Consider the following 16,116-nt stretch of genomic DNA (forward strand, 5'->3'; position numbering starts at 1 on the left):
CCTAGGTCGGCGGTGCGGGCAGCGGGTTCACCTTGTCCGTGTCCCACGTCAGCTTCTGATCGGGCGATACCCGGTACGCCTCCAGATCCGGCCACTCGGTGTCCCACCCCTCCCAGGTACCAGCCCAGACGACCCCGGAATCGGCTCCCACGTGCCTGAGTACCTTGGCTAGGCCGCGCGCGACGGACTCGGGCAAGGAACCACAGTCCGGGCTCTCCTCCCAGGTGGGCGGCTGCGCATCTACAGACCACGATCCTGTTATCGACCCCCACTCGACCTCGGGATGCATCCGCCGCCCGTTGGCGCGCGCCACCTCGTCCCAACGGACATCAACGCAGGTACCTCCTTCTACGCGCCCCGCCGGATGGAGGATCCGAACATAGACCGGGAGATCGACGCCAACGAGGTCGGCGACAGTTCGCGGAGCTCGCACCGAACTACCGTCGAACCACTCGACCGCCGTGAGATCGGGAACCTCACTCATGAGAACCACCGTCGTCTTCGATAACCAGCAACGCCGAGCTTGTCGGCCTCGTGCATCGGGTCTTCGAGAACTGTGACCGCGTCGGGGTCGGCGTTGCCGGGGTTTCCAGGTGGGTGCTCACTCAGCACGGCTGGTGGTCCCGTCACCTCCGCGCCGTCGGTTCTTGCCCTGATTGATGTACAGCCGAACACCGTCATACACCACGGTGTAGGGCACATTCTCGTCGTTGTCCGGATCGCCGGAATCCGAAGGATCCGGCAGCTCTGCCATCTCCTCGATGACGATCTGTGCTCGCGCCCCACCGGGATCGAACATCTCCTGAAATGGCCCGACGATGCCCGCGAGCGTACCGATTGAGTTTCTCGGCTCCGTCTGGAAGAGGTTCGGCGTTCGGCGAACAGCGAGATCGGCTGTTCAGTTTGGCCTGGTTGACGATCCTCAATCAGTGCACGCCCCTTCTGCCTTGGGAACCTGAAAGAAGTCGCAGGCGGCACCCTTGTATGAGCGTCGATCCACGAAGATGAAACCGACCTTCTCCAGTACACGGACGCTCGCATGGTTTCCGACCTCGACGTACGCACAGATGCTGCTCGAGGATTGATCGCCAGGCAGATGTTTGTTGTGCCAGTGGACCAGGCCCGCGGCGATCTCCGTGGCGAGACCGCGGTTCCAATGGTCTGGACGCAAGGCGTACGCCAACTCACGGCCTACATCGCTCGCTCCGAAGCCGGCGCGACCGATCATGTCGCCGTCACGATTCTCTACGCGCCACTTGGTCCAACCTCGAACCCGTTGTTCGTCGCAGTATTCCGTAATCCTGGATCGCGCTTCGTCGAGGGTTTCAGGGCGCCCGCTCCCGATGAACCGCATCGTGACAGGGTCGGCGTGCAGCACGGCGAGATCATTCAAGTCCGAGGGGAGCCACGTCGTGATCCTCACCCGGTCAGTACTCAGAATCGTCAGACGACCCACGCTCATCCCTTCCCTTCCGATCTCGGACGAGCAACCGGTGAACCTCACGTTAAGACTCGTCGAATACGTCCCGGAGTCGCGACAAGGTGACCTTCCAGCCCCGCTCCAGGGCATCACGGGCCATCTTCTGCCGGCGGTCCTCGATATCAAAGCCTGTTTGTGTCAACAGAAGTCGCGTGCCGCGGCCCTGCGGATGGAGCATCCAGTCCACAATCCACCGCGCAGGATCCTCAGCTCGCAAATCGACCCAGCTGAACTTCAACTGCTCACCTGGCCGAGCCGCCAGGACTTCGCAGGCAATCTCACCGGTCGGCTGAGTTGGTATTGCGAAAATGAACTGCGTTCCCACTGACGCAGCGAACCCGGTAGGTCGCATCATCCATCGCTCGAGCAGATCCGGATCCGTCAGTGCACGCCAAATGGTGTCTGGCGACTGCGGGAAGAAACTGCCGATCTCGACCGCAGCGGGATTCAACTCTGAGTCAGCAATCATCGGCATCTACCCCCATAGAAAGTAACGGTCGGTCTGTGTGTCCGATCGAGCGGGAACAACGTTACGAACGAGACCACGCCGAGGCACGTGTCGCTTGGCTGTCCGCTTCTGACGATCATGCCGAAACCGGAGACGTAGAACCCACTGTTGGCGGTGGTATGTGACTGTCGTGTAATAGATCGTCAGTCAAGACACCGTCGTCGGCATCGCGCTGGCGCCGCGAGCGAACCGACCAAGTAACAATGACTGGGTGAGTTTCGAACTGTGCGAGGACGCGTCGACCGCCGATTGGCTCGTCGAGCAGGGACTTCCGTGGTATCGATTGGCAGGCCGCGGCCCGGTCGGATATCCGAGCTATGCGCGGGTGAGATTCATACCCGATCCGGGCTTTCCTGGACAGAAGATGAGCGACGTCGATTTCGATCAGCACGCATTGTCGGAGAAGGAGCAGATCGGCGTAGCGCTGGAGGTCCTGTCTCGATACACAACCACACCAGATGAGTGCTACTTCTGCATGTGGGATGGGTGGAGCACGATCACCATCGACTCAGCGCCCAACTTCGCGATTCCCAATCGCGACTACTGGTTGTTCCGCGGCACACTGGCGGACTATGCGGACTGGAATAGCACCGACCCCGCGCGGTGGCCGTATGGCGGCTCACCCGACCCCGCATTCATTTGGCCGGCAGACCTTGCCTGGTGCATCACAAACGACGTTGATCCACACTTCGCCACCATCGGTGCCAGCGCGGACGCAATAAATCGCATTGTGGCCGGCGAGCGAATCGATGCAGTACTCGATGATCCGGCACGCGAGCCACCGTACTGGGAATAATCGAACATGGTCGGTTTGCGTCCCTTCGAGCAAATCTGGGGTGCGCAAGCGGTGTCCCGTAGGACGATCGTCGAGTCGGATGGGTCGCGGTCGACGATGACAGTTCAGGACTGGTATGGGTCTTCGAGAACTGTGACCGCGCCGGGTCGGCGTTGCCGGGGTTTCCAGGTAAGTGCTCACTCAGCACGGCTGGTGGTCCTGTCACCTCCGCGCCGTCGATTCTTGCCCTGATTGATGTACAGCCGAACACCGTCATACACCACGGTGTAGGGCACATTCTCGTCGTTATCCGGATCGCCGGAATCCGAAGGATCCGGCAGCTCCGCCATCTCCTCGATGACGATCTGTGCTCGCGCCCCACCGGGATCGAACATCTCCTGAAACGGCCCGACGAACGCCCCACCGAGCCCGCGGTGCTTCGCACGAATAGCCGCCCACCCGAACAGCGTCAGCGGTCCGATCGTAACGACCAGCAGTAACAAGTCCCCACCCATACCCGCGAGCGTACCGATGAGTTTCTCGGCTCCGCTTGGAAGAGAGGTTCGGCGGACAGCAAGACCGGCTGGGTCAGTTCTAGCCAGTCCTGTTTGACGATGATGCTGGAGCATCATCGATCGGCGTGCAGCCCGGGATGGACGAAGTTCTGAGATATGCTAACCGCAGGCAGTGGAGCCTCCTGCCGAGCCCGGTCTGCGATGTTGCCGCTGGCCTGCTCTCTACGCCCCGTACGCAGTTCTCGCGTCGAGCGGATCGAATGCTCTCCTTCTTCCCGGTCAAACTCTGACGCCGGGCATTTCGTCCCACTCGAAACTGATCGCTGCTGCGCCGCCTTCCTCATTCAGCACCGGTCCTCAACCCGCGGGCCGTTAACCGCACTAGAGAAATGGAGTGAAAGCATGAGTACCTACGGACTTACCAACGGCACCGAACGAGCGATCCTCGAGAACATGCTCGACCGCAACCGCGAAGCACTCATCGAGACCACACGCGGTCTGTCCGAGGACGATGCCCGTCGCCGCCTCGTCGCGTCGCTGACCACACCGATCTCATTGATCAAGCATGCCGCTTGCGCGGAACGGATCTGGTTCCAGCGGTTTTGGGCAGGGCTCGACGAGTCCGAATGTGATGGCTACTCGCGCCGCGACGAGGGCACCTTCGTCGTGGGCGACGAAGAGTCGCTGGCGGACGTAATCGCCGAATTCGAGCGCGCAAGCCAACGATCGCGGGAGATCGCGTCCGCATTCGACCTCGACGACACCAAGGGCAATCCCCGAGAAGGAACCGTCAGCATGCGATGGACGCTGCTCACATTCATCCAGGAGTTCGCCCGGCACGCAGGCCACGGAGACATCCTTCGTGAACAGATTGACAGGCCCCCACTGCGTCAGCCGGAGTCATGAAACTCGGGCACTCCCGAGAGCCCGATTCGGTCACTGTTCTCACGTTGCCGAGTTGCCGTGATCCGAGTTCGTCCCTGCCGCTGCCTGGTCGCCGCACGATCGTGGTCTCCGCGCGCGACGACTACCCGGCGGATGTGTGGGTGGCGCGGAGTCTGAGCGAGGCGGTCGCGATGGCGGATACGTCGGATTAGATCGAGGACGTGATCGTGTTCGGCGGCGCGATGCTTTACGAGCAGGCGCTCGTCGACGACGTCATTGACGAGTTGCAGGTGACTGTCGTGTCCGGCACGCATGGGTGTGACACGTTCTTCCCGGAAATTCCGAGCGTCTACGCGCTGTGTTCTACGACTTCGGGCCGGTACGGGCGGGAGTGGGCGGAGCACCAGGTCTACCGGCGCGGAGCGTGACGCCGCCCGGCCCGGGTAGTGCGGATCGAACAGTGCGTGTCGGTGACTCCTGGAACGATCGGTCGATGCATCCTGTCGTTCGCTCCGTCCACGACCTCGTTTCCAAGATCGAGCCACTCGACGACCTTGAACGTGAACACCTCTCAGATGCGCTGGCCTGGATCGAGAGCACCGACGACATCTTTCGCCACGCCAAGCCAGCAACTCCACCACGCCACCTTGTGTCATACGCGGTCGTGGTGGACCCATCCGATCAGAGCCTGTTCCTCGTCGACCACATCAAATCCGGGCTGCAGCTCCCCACCGGCGGGCACGTCGAGCCCGGCGAACACCCCATGGTTGCGGCCAGACGGGAGACGAGGGAAGAGCTCGGCCTAGAAGCCGACTTCACCATTGCTGGAACGGAGCCGATATTCCTCACGGTCACTGCAACGGCGGGGGCCGACAACAACCATGTCGACGTCAGCCTCTGGTACGTGATCGCGGCCCGCCGCGACACGCAATTCACCCTCGATCCCCACGAATTTCGTGGCGGCCGGTGATGGACAGCGAACGAAGTGCTGACGAGCGACCCCCACCAGTTCGATCCGCAGTTCCGCCGATTCATCGAGAAGTTGCGTTCTGCAGACCCGGCCTGACGTCAGGGCCCGGGCGCCGAGATCTACAGATCCGGGCATTCCCTGGAGACCAGCTGCGGTGAGTCATCCGGCGAGAGCCCTCGGCTCGGTGTCCTGTGTGACCATCGATCAACAAGACGTTGACCGCGCTTTGGCACCCTCGTCACCGAGCCAGCTACGGTTCCCGAATGACGAGTGTGGGTGTCGTGGCCGACTGGCACGGTGAAGAAGGTTGGGGTGTCATCGAATCGTCGGACACCCCGACCGGATGCTGGGTGCACTACAGCAATATCTGGACACTGAACCATCCGCCTCTCCGCCGCGGGGAATCGATCCAGGTCTACGGACAAGCCACAGACCTCCAGGTTGGCGAAACCGTCGACTTCGACTGGGAGTCGGCGATGCAGGATGGTTTCTCATTCCGAGCCGTCGACGTTCGCCCGCGACGGCAGCCGCCACTGCGAACAGTGGAGTTTCGGGTCGAGGGCGAGCGAGTTCCATGGCCTGTCGATCGCTTCGGCGAGCTCCCGCACGGCGGCCATTGGACTGAATCGACCGGTTAGTGCGTCGAATCGTCACGTCTGTCACGAGTTGAGTATCTGATCGCGCGATCCAGGAGGCGGTGGTCGATCCCCGAAGCTTCACCATCCACATTCGCCTTGGTTGGAGGTGTCCTGTTTGACGATCGTCGAACAGGACACCTTCGAGGGAAAGTGTTGGCGTGGCACGGATCACGATGACGTTCACTCCGACAAGGTTGACCTGAACCGTGGTTCATGTTTGACAGTTGTGTCATCGATCGCCGAGATGAGGAGAGTCCGATGACACAGCCCAAGATCCTGGTGGCCGGCGCGACCGGAAAAGTCGGCGGCGCGGTGGTGACCCAACTGCACGCGGCGGGCGTGCCCGTGCGGGCGTTGACGAGAGGGAAGGTCTCCTTCCCGGAGGGGGTGCAGGCGGTACGCGGGGACCTCAGCGATCCCACGTCGCTCGACGCGGCACTGGCGGGCATCGATTCGGTCTTCCTGGTGTGGCCGTTCCTGAGCGCCGAGGGCGCGCCGGCCGTGATCGACGCGATCGGGAAGCATGCCCGGCGGGTGGTGTACCTGTCCTCCGCCGGGGTCGGGGACGAGAAGCCGGGCGAGGCCATCACCATGTTCCACACGGAGCTGGAGCGATTGATCGAGGCGTCGGGTTTGGATTGGACGGCGCTGCGGCCCACCGGGTTCGCGAGCAACACGCTGGGTTGGGCCGAGGAGGTCCGCACCACCGGCGCAGTACGCGCGCCGCTGCCGAAGCTGGCCCGCCCGCTGATCCACGAGGCTGACATCGCGGCGGTCGCCGTCCAAGCTCTGACGACCGACGCCCTGCTCGGCGCCCGCCCCTTGATCACCGGCCCCGAACTGGTCACCCAGGAACGGCAGGTGGCGCTGATCGGCGAGGCGATCGGGCGTCCGGTGCGGTTCGAGGAGATCACGCTGGATGAGGCCATCGAGCAGATGAAGGCCGCGGGCTACCCTGTCGAACTGGTGGAGGCTGTGATGCCGGCCCAGGCAGAGATGCTCAACAATCCGGAGCCGGTCAACGACGAGGTGAAGCGCATCACGGGCACCCCGGCCCGGCCCTTCCGGGAGTGGGCGGTGGATCATGCGGCGGACTTCCGCTGAGGGAGATGTCAATACTCATTGAAGGTCACTCACTCCGCCGTACGTGTCATGGCTGAATAGCGGATGCCTTCGGGCTGGCCAACAAGAGTTGGTCAACCCGAAGGCATTTCACCTGCTCTCGCCCCTCCGGGAGATTCCAATCCGCTCGGCTTCGGTCACTGACCCGCGGACGTCACCGTCGGGACAGATCGGGCCAGGGCGGACGGCGGAGGACGGCCAGCGTCGCCAACACCGCCGACGCCAGGCCGATGGACAAGGCCATCAACGCTATTCGGGTCTCGTCGACGGCGGGCTTCCAGGCGACTTCGCCGTCGTGGATGACGAACACACCGACGGGCACCGCCACGGCGCCGCTGGTGCCCATGCGGCGGCCACCGATCCTGGCGACGGTGATGATCGTGGCGCCGTTGGCGGTCTCGTACGGCTCCCCGTAGACACGCAGGCCACCGGCACCGGGCGGCAGCCGATCCGCGACCTTCCGAATCTCCATGGTCACTCCCCCGTTCCGGCCGACACCGAGGCGCGCCGGGACCCTCGCCCGATCGGTTCGAGGGCCCCGCGCGCCGATCCGTCCGCTACTGCTCGTACGTCCCGGTCAGCGTCGCGCGCGCGATCGCGTGGCTGAAGAGGTTGAACCCGAGACGCCCCGGGCTGACCGACGTGTCCACGTCCAGCTTCTCCACCCCGACCGCGTGCACCGCGACGATGTACCGGTGCGGGCCGTGCCCGGCAGGCGGCGCGGCACCGAGGTACCCGTACAGGCCGCCGTCGTTGAGCAGCTGCACCGCACCCTCGGGCAGCCCGGATCCGTCCGCGGTACCCGCACCGGACGCCAGCGAAGTCACCGTCACCGGGATGTTCGCGACCGCCCAGTGCCAAAAGCCGGAGGCGGTGGGGGCGTCCGGATCGAACACCGTCACCGCGAAGCTCTTCGTCTCCGCAGGGAACCCGGACCACGACAGCTGCGGCGAGATGTCCTGGCCGCCTGCCCCGAAGATCCCGCTCACCTGGGCGTTGGCAAGAACCTGGCCGTCCTCGATGTCCGTCGAGGTCAGCGTGAACGACGGGAGCTCGGGAAGCGCGTCGTAGGGATTGTGCGAGGAAGCCATGGTGGGACCTTTCAGCGGTGAGGGGGCGGAACCGGTGCGATCACTCGATGGATGCTGGCACTAGCAATTATGGAGAAAGTGCTCGAGAACGCGGGTACCGAACTCGAGCGCGTCGACGGGCACCCGCTCGTCGACGCCGTGGAAGAGGGCGGTGAAGTCCAGATCGGGCGGCAACTGCAGCGGAGCGAACCCGAAGCAGCGGATCCCCAGCTTCGCGAACGCCTTCGCGTCGGTGCCGCCGGACAGCATGTACGGCACCGTCCTGCCGTTCTCGTCGTGCGCCAGGATCGCGGCGTTCATCGCGTCCACCAGGTGCCCGTCGAAGGTGGTCTCGTAGGAGTCCAGCTTGGTGATCCATTCGCGGGTGACGTCCGGCCCGATCAGCTCGTCCACCTCCCGTTCGAAGGCGGCCTGCCTGCCGGGCAGCACGCGGCAGTCGACCACTGCCTCGGCGGTCTGCGGGATCACGTTCGCCTTGTACCCGGCGCTGAGCATGGTCGGGTTCGCGGTGTCACGCAGCGTCGCCCCGATGATCCGCGAGATCGTCCCGAGCTTCTCGAGCGTGCCGTCGATGTCCGGGGAGGCCGGGTCGAACTCGACCCCCGTCTCCGCACTCACCGCGCCGAGGAACTCGGCGACCGAGTCGGGCACCACCAGCGGGAAGGTGTGCCTGCCCAGCCGGGCGACCGCCTCGGCCAGGATCGTGACGGCATTGTCCTCGTGCAGGAAGGATCCGTGTCCGGCGCGGGCCTTGGCCGTCAGCCGCATCCAGCCCAGCCCCTTCTCCGCCGTCTCCACCAGGTACAGCCGGGCCTCGCTGCCGTCGGGGCGCGGCACGCTCAGCGAGAAGCCGCCGACCTCGCCGACCGCCTCGGTGACGCCGTCGAACAGATCCGGGCGGTGCTCGACCAGCCACTGCGACCCGTACTTGCCGCCCGCCTCCTCGTCGGCGAGGAACGCGAACACCAGATCGCGCGGCGGCACGGCGCCCTCCGCCTTGAACTGGCGAGCCAGCGCGAGGGTCATCCCGACCATGTCCTTCATGTCGATCGCCCCGCGGCCCCACACATAACCGTCCTCGACCGCCCCGGAGAAGGGGTGCACGCTCCAATCGGCGGGCTCGGCGGGCACGACGTCGAGGTGACCGTGGATCAGCAGCGCGCCACGCGTCGGGTCCGCGCCCCGCAGCCTTGCGAACACATTCCCGCGGCCCGGCGCGCCGGATTCCACGTACTCGGTCTCGTATCCGACCTCCTCGAGCCGGGCGGCCACCCACTGGGCGCACTCACGCTCCCCCTTGGTGGTGGCGAGCTCACCGGTGTTGGAGGTGTCGAATCGGATCAGCGCGCTGACCAGATCGACGACTTCGGCCTCGGCTCGGCCACGATCGGAGTTGATCGCCGCGGCGGGGCCGTGAGTGTTCTCTGCGTCTGACACCCCACTTTCCTACCACCGAACACCCCCTCCTAGCAGCGCAGACGCGCTGATTTTGGCGTGGGGCCCTGCATCAGCTAATCTTTCCCAGCACGCAGAAAACGGCGGGCAAACAACAAGGTGTGCAAGCGCGAGTGGCGGAATGGCAGACGCGCTAGCTTGAGGTGCTAGTGTCCTACTAATGGACGTGGGGGTTCAAGTCCCCCCTCGCGCACTCTGAGTTGAGACAGACGCGAAAGGCCCCGGATCACGATCCGGGGCCTTTCGCGTTTCTCCGAAACATCCTGTCCGACATCATCATCGGCCCATCGCCGCCTCCGTCCTCGCATGCTCGGCCGCCGTCAGCTCGCGCATCGCGAGATCCTTCGCGCATGCGAGCAGCGAGCCGACCGCGCTGACCCTCGGGAAGGACAGCCCGGTGTGCCCGACGTTGTCGTGCTCGTCGTCGCCGTCGTAGATGACGGTGGCGCCGCGCACCAGCCACCGCTTCACATCGGCGACCGACGGCAGTTCACCCCTTGTCCGCAGGTAGAAGGACTGCAACAGCAAAACGACGCCCGTCGCGACCGGTGTCGCCTGACTCGTCCCGAACTGGAGCGACTCACCTGTGTCGTTGAGGATGCCCGCCGACGTCACCGGCGACCCCGGCGCGAAGATGTCCGTCGCGCACGGCCCGCCGATCTTGCGGTGCAGCCGCTGCGAGAACGGCGTCATCCGATCGGCCGCCGTCTCGAACGCCTTCGCCCCGTCCCGGTAGCGGAAGCTGCCCTCGTCGGCGTCGTAGACCGACCCGACACTGATCGTCTGTCTGAAGATCGCCGGGTAACTCATCCCCTGCATGCCGCCGTGCGCGTAGTAGTCGTTGCCCGCCGACACACAGCAGCAGACGCCCTCGTCGGTCAGTTCCTGGAGCAGGGCACCGATGCCGTCGCCCGGCATGTCGGTGTCGGTCGTCCGGTTGTCCGACGCGCCAAGCGCCATGCAGACGGCGGAGATGCCAAGAGACGACCGACGCTCGAGCACCCAGTCCAGTCCGTCTCGAATGTCCGTGAAGCTCCCGCCTCCGCTGTCGCCGAGGACCTTGACAGGAACGATCCGCGCGTTCGGGGCGACGCCCGTGTGGATCCGCGCGGCGCACGCGATTCCCGCCACGCTCGTGCCGTGGCCGTGCGCGTCCGTGACGTCAGCGGGGTCGCCCCCGTTGTCCCGGGTGAAGTTGCGTCCCGGCACCACCCGGCCCGCGAAATCCACGTGTGTGGTGCGTAATCCGGTGTCGAGCACGGCGACGGTGACACCGGAACCACCGACGTTGAACTCACGGCGGGCGTCCGCCGCCCGGACGAGGAGATCGACCTCCGTCAGTTCCGGCAGGAACGGTCCGTCCTTCTGCACCGGGGCCTCGACGGGTATCACCGACTCGACGTGAAGCAGCGAATTCGGACGCGCCATGTCGTCGGTCACTGCTGTCGGGAACCGGGGCGGATCCGTGGAACCATTCAACTCATTCATGATCTCGGCCTTTCGGTGATCGGCATCGACTGCCGACGAATCCCCCGATACCGAAAATCCTCCTCGGGCTTGTGAGCGATGTCACCACCTGAGCCGGTGGAAACTGCGATGGTCTCGGCCCATCCCCTGACTCGGTAGAATCCGACCTCGACCGGCACTTCGAGATCAGAACTGAGCGACCTACCGATGGCACAACCAATGACGGGCATCGATCCCGCCGACCTGGAGATCTGCCTGCGCGTGCTGTCCGAGGCCGGCAGCCTCGACGCCGACCACCCGGATTCGATGGTCCTCCAGCGCGCCAGCGGCAAGATGTTCAAGCAGCTCAAGCGGCGCCGCCGGGTTGAGGCGCGCGACGCCGTCTCCGAGGCCGACCGCCAGGTCGTGGCCGCGACCGCCACCGGTTCGCCCGAGCGCATCGACGACGAGACCGCGGGCGTGCTGCTCACCTCGAACGCACCCGGCGCGAGCGCGGGCACCCTGATCCGTCCGCGGCCCTGCTACATCTGCAAGCAGCGCTACACGGTCGTCGACGCGTTCTACCACCAGCTCTGCCCCGAGTGCGCGGCCAGCAGCCACGCCAAGCGCGACGCCAGCACCGACCTGACCGGCAGGCGGGCGCTGCTCACCGGCGGTCGGGCCAAGATCGGCATGTACATCGCGCTGCGGCTCCTGCGCGACGGCGCGCACCTCACCATCACCACCCGCTTCCCCAACGACGCGATCCGCCGGTTCAAGGCGATGGAAGACAGCGGCGACTGGATCCACCGGCTGAGGGTGGTCGGCATCGATCTGCGCGACCCCGCCCAGGTCGTCTCGCTCGCCGACTCGGTGGCCGAGCAGGGTCCGCTCGACATCCTCATCAACAACGCGGCACAGACCGTCCGACGCTCCCCCGGCGCCTACTCCGCGCTCGCGGAGGCCGAGTCCGGGCCGCTGCCCGCCGGCGAGCTCCCGGACGTGCTGACCTTCGGCAAGACCAGCGACGCGCACCCGGCCTCGCTGGCGAGCTCGCTGCCGACGGCCGAGTCGGTGATCCATCAGGTCAGCGAGCTCGCGCTGGTCGCAGGCTCCGCCTCGCTCGAACGCATCGAGCAGGGCATCGCGATCGACGCGGGCGGGTTGGTGCCCGACCTCGCGCACACCAACAGCTGGGTCCAGACCGTTGCTGAGGTCGATCCGATCGAGCTGCTCGAGGTTCAGCTGTGCAACTCGGTGGCGCCGTTCATCCTGGTGTCCCGACTGCGCCCCGCCATGGCGGCCGCGGCGGCACGCCGCAAGTACGTCGTCAACGTCTCCGCGATGGAGGGCCAGTTCAGCCGGGCGTACAAGGGTGCGGGGCATCCGCACACCAATATGGCCAAGGCCGCGCTGAACATGCTGACCCGCACCAGCGCCAAGGAGATGCTGGATCAGGACGGAATCCTGATGACCGCCGTCGACACCGGCTGGATCACCGACGAACGCCCGCACTACACCAAGGTCCGCCTTGCCGACGAGGGCTTCCACGCCCCGCTCGACCTGGTCGACGGCGCTGCCCGGGTGTACGACCCGATCGTGCAGGGTGAGCAGGGCGTCGACCTGTACGGCTGCTTCCTCAAGGACTACAAGCCGTCACCCTGGTGACGCTGGGCATCGCGGCTGCGGTGCGGGGCCCGAAGCGGGGATACTGAGTCCAGGGCGTCAGCACCGGCCGAGGAGTACCCATGGGCCACGAGGTGACACGGCTGAAGTTCTCGCACCGGGACCGGCAGGACTTCCGCGAGAAGGTGCAGACCTGTCTCGATGCCCTGACGACCGTCCTCGAGAAGGCCGAGGCCGAGATCCCCAGCCCGAAGATGGGCATGGAGATCGAGCTGAACCTCGTCGACGAGAACTGCGACCCCGCCATGGTGAACGCCGCGGTGCTCGCCGACCTCGCAGGCCCGAACTATCAGTCCGAGCTCGCTCAGTTCAACATCGAGATCAATGTCGAGCCGAGGCACCTGGCCGGCGCGAATCTCGCCGCACTCGATAGCGACCTGCGCGCCTCGCTCGACCTCGCGGATGCCCGCGCCCGCGAGTCCGGTGGCCGGCTCGCGATGATCGGCATCCTGCCGACCCTGCGCGAGGAGCACTTCGAGCAGAAATGGATGTCGGCCGACACCAGGTACACCGTCCTGGAGGAGCAGATCCTCGCCGCAAGGGGCGAGGACATCGAGCTGAGCATCGCGGGGGTACCGCTGCCCGGCCGCTCCAGCGCCGAACGCCTGACCACCGTCGCCCAGACGATTCTCCCCGAGGCCGCGTGCACCTCGGTCCAGCTGCACCTGCAGGTGGCCCCAGGCGACTTCGCCGCGTATTGGAATGCCGCCCAGATACTGGCCGCGGCGCAGGTGGTGCTCGCCGCCAACTCGCCGTTCTTCGCAGGAAAAGCGCTGTGGAACGAGACCCGGCTCCCGCTGTTCGAGCAGGCCACCGACACCCGGCCGCGGGAGCTCAGGAATCAGGGGGTCCGACCGCGGGTGTGGTTCGGCGAGCGCTGGATAACGTCGATCTTCGACCTGTTCGAGGAGAACTCGCGCTACTTCCCCGCGCTCCTGCCGGATTGCACGCCCGAGGACCCCATCGCGGTGGTCGCAGGCGGCGGCACACCCGACCTCGCCGAGCTGACGATGCACAACGGAACCATCTACCGGTGGAATCGTCCGGTCTACGACCCAACGGACGCCCGAGCACCGCTGCGCCTGGAGAACCGCGTGCTGCCCGCAGGGCCGACCATCGTCGACACAGTCGCCAATGCCGCGTTCTACTACGGCACGCTGTGCTCGCTCGCCCGTTCCGACCGACCGGTGTGGACGCAGATGCCGTTCGCCTCCGCAGAGGAGAACCTCCGGGTCGGCGCGATCAACGGCTTCGACTCCGTCATGCAGTGGCCCGGGGTCCGCGCGGTGAGCCCACAGGATCTGGTGCGGCGCACCCTGTTGCCGATGGCGGAGGCCGGCCTCGAGGCCCTGGGGGTCGACGCCGCCCTCCGCGACAAGTACCTGGGCGTGATCGAGGGCCGCGCCCGTGCGGCCCGCAGCGGATCGGTGTGGCAGCGCGAGTGCGTCGCCTCGCGGGAACGTGCCGGTCAGTCGCGCGACGACGCCCTGAGGGCCATGCTGTGCGAGTACCTCGAGCGGATGCACTCGGGCGAGCCGGTCCACACGTGGAGCTGGTAGCACCGCGGCCGTGAACGGTGCGTTCCGCGTAGGGTCCTGATACATGACCCGCACTCGCGATCTAGACATCGTCGTCTACGGCGCCACCGGATTCGTCGGCAAGCTCACCGCGGAGTACCTGGCCAGGAGCGCCCCGCGCCGGGCCCGGATCGGCCTCGCCGGACGGTCCACCGCCAAGCTGGAGAAGGTGCGCGCCCAGCTCGACCCGTCCGCCGCACAGTGGCCGATCATCATCGCGGACGCGGACGATCCCACCTCCCTCACCGCGCTCGCCGTGTCCGCCCACGTCGTGATCAGCACCGTCGGCCCGTACGCCAAGTACGGCATCGACCTGGTCCGTGCCTGCGCCGAGGCGGGCACCGACTATGTCGACCTCAGCGGCGAGGTGCTGTTCGGCCGGGAGAGCATCGACAGGTTCCACGAGGTCGCGGTGGCCTCCGGGGCCCGGATCGTGCATTCCTGCGGATTCGACTCCATCCCCTCCGACATCGGCGTGCACGTCCTGCACAAGCAGGTCGCGGCCGACGGCGAGGGCGACCTCACCGACACCACGCTGGTGGTCACCTCGATGCGCGGCGGCATCAGCGGCGGCACCATCGACTCGATACGCAACCTCGTCGACACCGTCAGGGCCGACAAGTCCGCGCGCCGCATCGCGGTGAACCCGTACTCGCTGAGCCCGGACCTCGCCTCCGAACCCGACCTCGGCCGCCAGTCCGACGTCGAGATGCTCAAGGGATCGGACATCGCGCCCGGCCTCGGCGGTCGCACCGCGCCGTTCCTGATGGGCTCGACCAACACCAGGGTCGTGCGCAGGAGCAATGCGCTGCGCAAGTGGGAGTACGGCCGCGCGTTCCGGTACCGCGAGGTGATGAGCGTCGGGCAGTCCGTCCTCTCGCCCGTCTTCGCCGCGGGAGTGTCCGCAGGCCTCGGCGCCCTGATGGCGGGACTCGCCTTCGGCCCGACCCGGTACCTCCTCGACCGGGTACTGCCCAAGCCCGGCGAGGGACCGAACGAGAAGTCGAGGGCCTCAGGCCATTTCACGACCGACACCTACACCACCACCAGCACCGGCGCCCGATACGTCGCCCGGATGCGGGCGAAGGGCGACCCTGGCTACGCCGCGACCGCGGTGATGCTGGGCGAATCGGCGCTGGCCCTCGCGCTCGACCGGGATGCCCTGCCCGACGCGGCGGGCGTGTTGACGCCCGCGACGGCGATCGGCGACGCGCTGGTCGACCGGCTGCGTGCCGCGGGCTTCGAGATCAGCGCGCGGCGGAACTAGTCGCGGCGGGGTGGGGCTGACGGGGGGCGCGTGCGGCCGCCAGCACCCCAACCGTGAGGAGCAGCTGCCCGGCGATGTAGGTGGACATGATCAGGAATCCGGACGCGGGCGGGTCGAACCAGTCCGCGAAGGCGCCGAGGGCGATCATCGAATCCGAGACGAGGAACAGCGCGCCGCCGACGGCCGCGACGACCCCCAACCCGGTGGACAGCGCGGCCATGGTGCCGAGGCAGATCCCGTAGATCAGCGCCGGGACAAGCAGCGCGCCCGCGCCCGCCGCACACGCCGCGACCAGGCCCGCCACCACCACCCCGTAGCCGAGCACCACCGAACGGCGCACCGCGCCGCGATACGGCCAGAACGCGGCGATGTAGGCGAGCTGGGCGAGCAGGAAGAACCCGATCATCACCAGGAACGCCGCGTCGCCGCCGGTCAGATCGGGCGCCGAGTCTCCGAGCCAGGAGAATCCGAGTGCGATCAGCGTCAACGTGACCAGCCGCGGCCGCGGAGCGGGAGCCGCCAGCAGCAGGACGAGCGCCAGCAGCGGCATGAGGAACCACTGGCTCACGTTCGCGGCCCCGTCGGCGCCCGCCAGTTGCGCGACCAGGTGCGCGACGGACACGGCCGCGAAGCCACCCAGTGCGGCGAGGGCCGGTCGACTCAGAGTTGATGCGACGGCGCGAATCATCGCGTCATCGTAG

General features: G+C 66.4%; 19 protein-coding genes and 1 tRNA gene. 10 read left to right on the forward strand and 10 right to left on the reverse strand.

Annotated features, from left to right (window positions below; translation table 11 throughout):
• Nucleotide 1 precedes the first annotated feature (1 nt).
• The 4 genes from RM1_RS26430 to RM1_RS13595 form a co-directional block, all read right to left on the reverse strand.
• A complete protein-coding gene (locus tag RM1_RS26430) occupies nt 2-151 on the reverse strand; it encodes a hypothetical protein (protein WP_169922320.1) in 150 nt (49 codons plus the stop codon).
• A 450-nt stretch (nt 152-601) separates the two neighbouring features.
• Complete coding sequence (locus RM1_RS13585) at nt 602-799, reverse strand: hypothetical protein (protein WP_245816308.1); 198 nt, start codon at nt 797-799, stop codon at nt 602-604.
• A 123-nt stretch (nt 800-922) separates the two neighbouring features.
• A complete protein-coding gene (locus RM1_RS13590; RefSeq protein ID WP_343286942.1) occupies nt 923-1,570 on the reverse strand; it encodes a GNAT family N-acetyltransferase in 648 nt (215 codons plus the stop codon).
• Nucleotides 1,506-1,955 carry an SRPBCC family protein gene (locus RM1_RS13595; protein WP_245816311.1) on the reverse strand — a complete coding sequence of 150 codons (450 nt, stop codon included), beginning with the start codon at nt 1,953-1,955 and terminating at the stop codon, nt 1,506-1,508. Before RM1_RS13595 ends, RM1_RS13590 begins: the two co-directional genes overlap by 65 nt.
• 244 nt (nt 1,956-2,199) lie before the next feature.
• On the opposite strand from RM1_RS13595, the gene RM1_RS13600 reads away from it, so the two are divergent.
• Nucleotides 2,200-2,784 (forward strand): hypothetical protein, encoded by a 585-nt coding sequence (locus RM1_RS13600; RefSeq protein ID WP_072751927.1) that lies wholly within the window; start codon nt 2,200-2,202, stop codon nt 2,782-2,784.
• Nucleotides 2,785-2,960: 176 nt separating this feature from the next.
• On the opposite strand, the gene RM1_RS13605 is transcribed toward RM1_RS13600, so the two are convergent.
• Nucleotides 2,961-3,278, reverse strand: a complete 318-nt coding sequence (locus tag RM1_RS13605; protein ID WP_072751928.1) for a hypothetical protein — start codon at nt 3,276-3,278, stop codon at nt 2,961-2,963.
• Nucleotides 3,279-3,680: 402 nt separating this feature from the next.
• Here RM1_RS13605 and RM1_RS13610 point away from each other — a divergent pair, with 402 nt between their 5' ends.
• From RM1_RS13610 to RM1_RS13625, 5 genes are all read left to right on the forward strand, one after another.
• Nucleotides 3,681-4,184: a DinB family protein gene (locus tag RM1_RS13610; RefSeq protein ID WP_072751929.1), complete on the forward strand. Its 504-nt coding sequence runs from the start codon at nt 3,681-3,683 to the stop codon at nt 4,182-4,184.
• 200 nt (nt 4,185-4,384) lie between these two features.
• On the forward strand, nt 4,385-4,591 hold the full coding sequence (locus tag RM1_RS13615) for a dihydrofolate reductase (RefSeq protein ID WP_072751930.1): 207 nt from the start codon (nt 4,385-4,387) through the stop codon (nt 4,589-4,591).
• Nucleotides 4,592-4,656: 65 nt separating this feature from the next.
• A complete protein-coding gene (locus RM1_RS13620) occupies nt 4,657-5,133 on the forward strand; it encodes an NUDIX domain-containing protein (RefSeq protein WP_083576716.1) in 477 nt (158 codons plus the stop codon).
• 263 nt (nt 5,134-5,396) lie between these two features.
• The gene (locus tag RM1_RS25915; RefSeq protein WP_218019705.1) at nt 5,397-5,771 is read left to right on the forward strand and encodes a hypothetical protein; all 375 of its coding nucleotides are present in this window, start codon (nt 5,397-5,399) and stop codon (nt 5,769-5,771) included.
• Between the two features lie 258 nt (nt 5,772-6,029).
• Entirely contained in the window at nt 6,030-6,875 is an 846-nt protein-coding gene (locus RM1_RS13625) for an NAD(P)H-binding protein (RefSeq protein ID WP_072751931.1), read from the forward strand.
• A 172-nt stretch (nt 6,876-7,047) separates the two neighbouring features.
• On the opposite strand, the gene RM1_RS13630 is transcribed toward RM1_RS13625, so the two are convergent.
• The 3 genes from RM1_RS13630 to RM1_RS13640 form a co-directional block, all read right to left on the reverse strand.
• A complete protein-coding gene (locus RM1_RS13630) occupies nt 7,048-7,365 on the reverse strand; it encodes a hypothetical protein (protein ID WP_072751932.1) in 318 nt (105 codons plus the stop codon).
• A gap of 85 nt (nt 7,366-7,450) precedes the next feature.
• The gene (locus tag RM1_RS13635; RefSeq protein ID WP_072751933.1) at nt 7,451-7,984 is read right to left on the reverse strand and encodes a YbhB/YbcL family Raf kinase inhibitor-like protein; all 534 of its coding nucleotides are present in this window, start codon (nt 7,982-7,984) and stop codon (nt 7,451-7,453) included.
• Between the two features lie 60 nt (nt 7,985-8,044).
• Nucleotides 8,045-9,382: a M20/M25/M40 family metallo-hydrolase gene (locus tag RM1_RS13640; RefSeq protein ID WP_072752087.1), complete on the reverse strand. Its 1,338-nt coding sequence runs from the start codon at nt 9,380-9,382 to the stop codon at nt 8,045-8,047.
• 164 nt (nt 9,383-9,546) lie between these two features.
• Between RM1_RS13640 and RM1_RS13645 the strand changes: the two genes are divergently transcribed.
• Nucleotides 9,547-9,632, forward strand: a tRNA-Leu gene (locus tag RM1_RS13645).
• An 83-nt stretch (nt 9,633-9,715) separates the two neighbouring features.
• On the opposite strand, the gene RM1_RS13650 is transcribed toward RM1_RS13645, so the two are convergent.
• On the reverse strand, nt 9,716-10,927 hold the full coding sequence (locus tag RM1_RS13650) for a S8 family peptidase (protein ID WP_072751934.1): 1,212 nt from the start codon (nt 10,925-10,927) through the stop codon (nt 9,716-9,718).
• Between the two features lie 186 nt (nt 10,928-11,113).
• Here RM1_RS13650 and RM1_RS13655 point away from each other — a divergent pair, with 186 nt between their 5' ends.
• The 3 genes from RM1_RS13655 to RM1_RS13665 all read left to right on the forward strand — a co-directional run bounded on the left by RM1_RS13655 (nt 11,114) and on the right by RM1_RS13665 (nt 15,415).
• On the forward strand, nt 11,114-12,553 hold the full coding sequence (locus RM1_RS13655) for an SDR family NAD(P)-dependent oxidoreductase (RefSeq protein WP_072751935.1): 1,440 nt from the start codon (nt 11,114-11,116) through the stop codon (nt 12,551-12,553).
• Nucleotides 12,554-12,633: 80 nt separating this feature from the next.
• A complete protein-coding gene (locus tag RM1_RS13660; protein WP_072751937.1) occupies nt 12,634-14,130 on the forward strand; it encodes a glutamate-cysteine ligase family protein in 1,497 nt (498 codons plus the stop codon).
• Nucleotides 14,131-14,173: 43 nt separating this feature from the next.
• A complete protein-coding gene (locus RM1_RS13665; RefSeq protein ID WP_072751939.1) occupies nt 14,174-15,415 on the forward strand; it encodes a saccharopine dehydrogenase family protein in 1,242 nt (413 codons plus the stop codon).
• Here RM1_RS13665 and RM1_RS13670 read toward each other — a convergent pair.
• Entirely contained in the window at nt 15,396-16,103 is a 708-nt protein-coding gene (locus tag RM1_RS13670) for a lysoplasmalogenase family protein (protein WP_072751940.1), read from the reverse strand. The two genes, RM1_RS13665 and RM1_RS13670, sit on opposite strands and share 20 nt — an antisense overlap.
• Nucleotides 16,104-16,116 lie beyond the last annotated feature (13 nt).

The organism is Rhodococcus maanshanensis NBRC 100610 (genome assembly GCF_001894865.1).
Lineage (GTDB): Bacteria > Actinomycetota > Actinomycetes > Mycobacteriales > Mycobacteriaceae > Rhodococcus_G > Rhodococcus_G maanshanensis.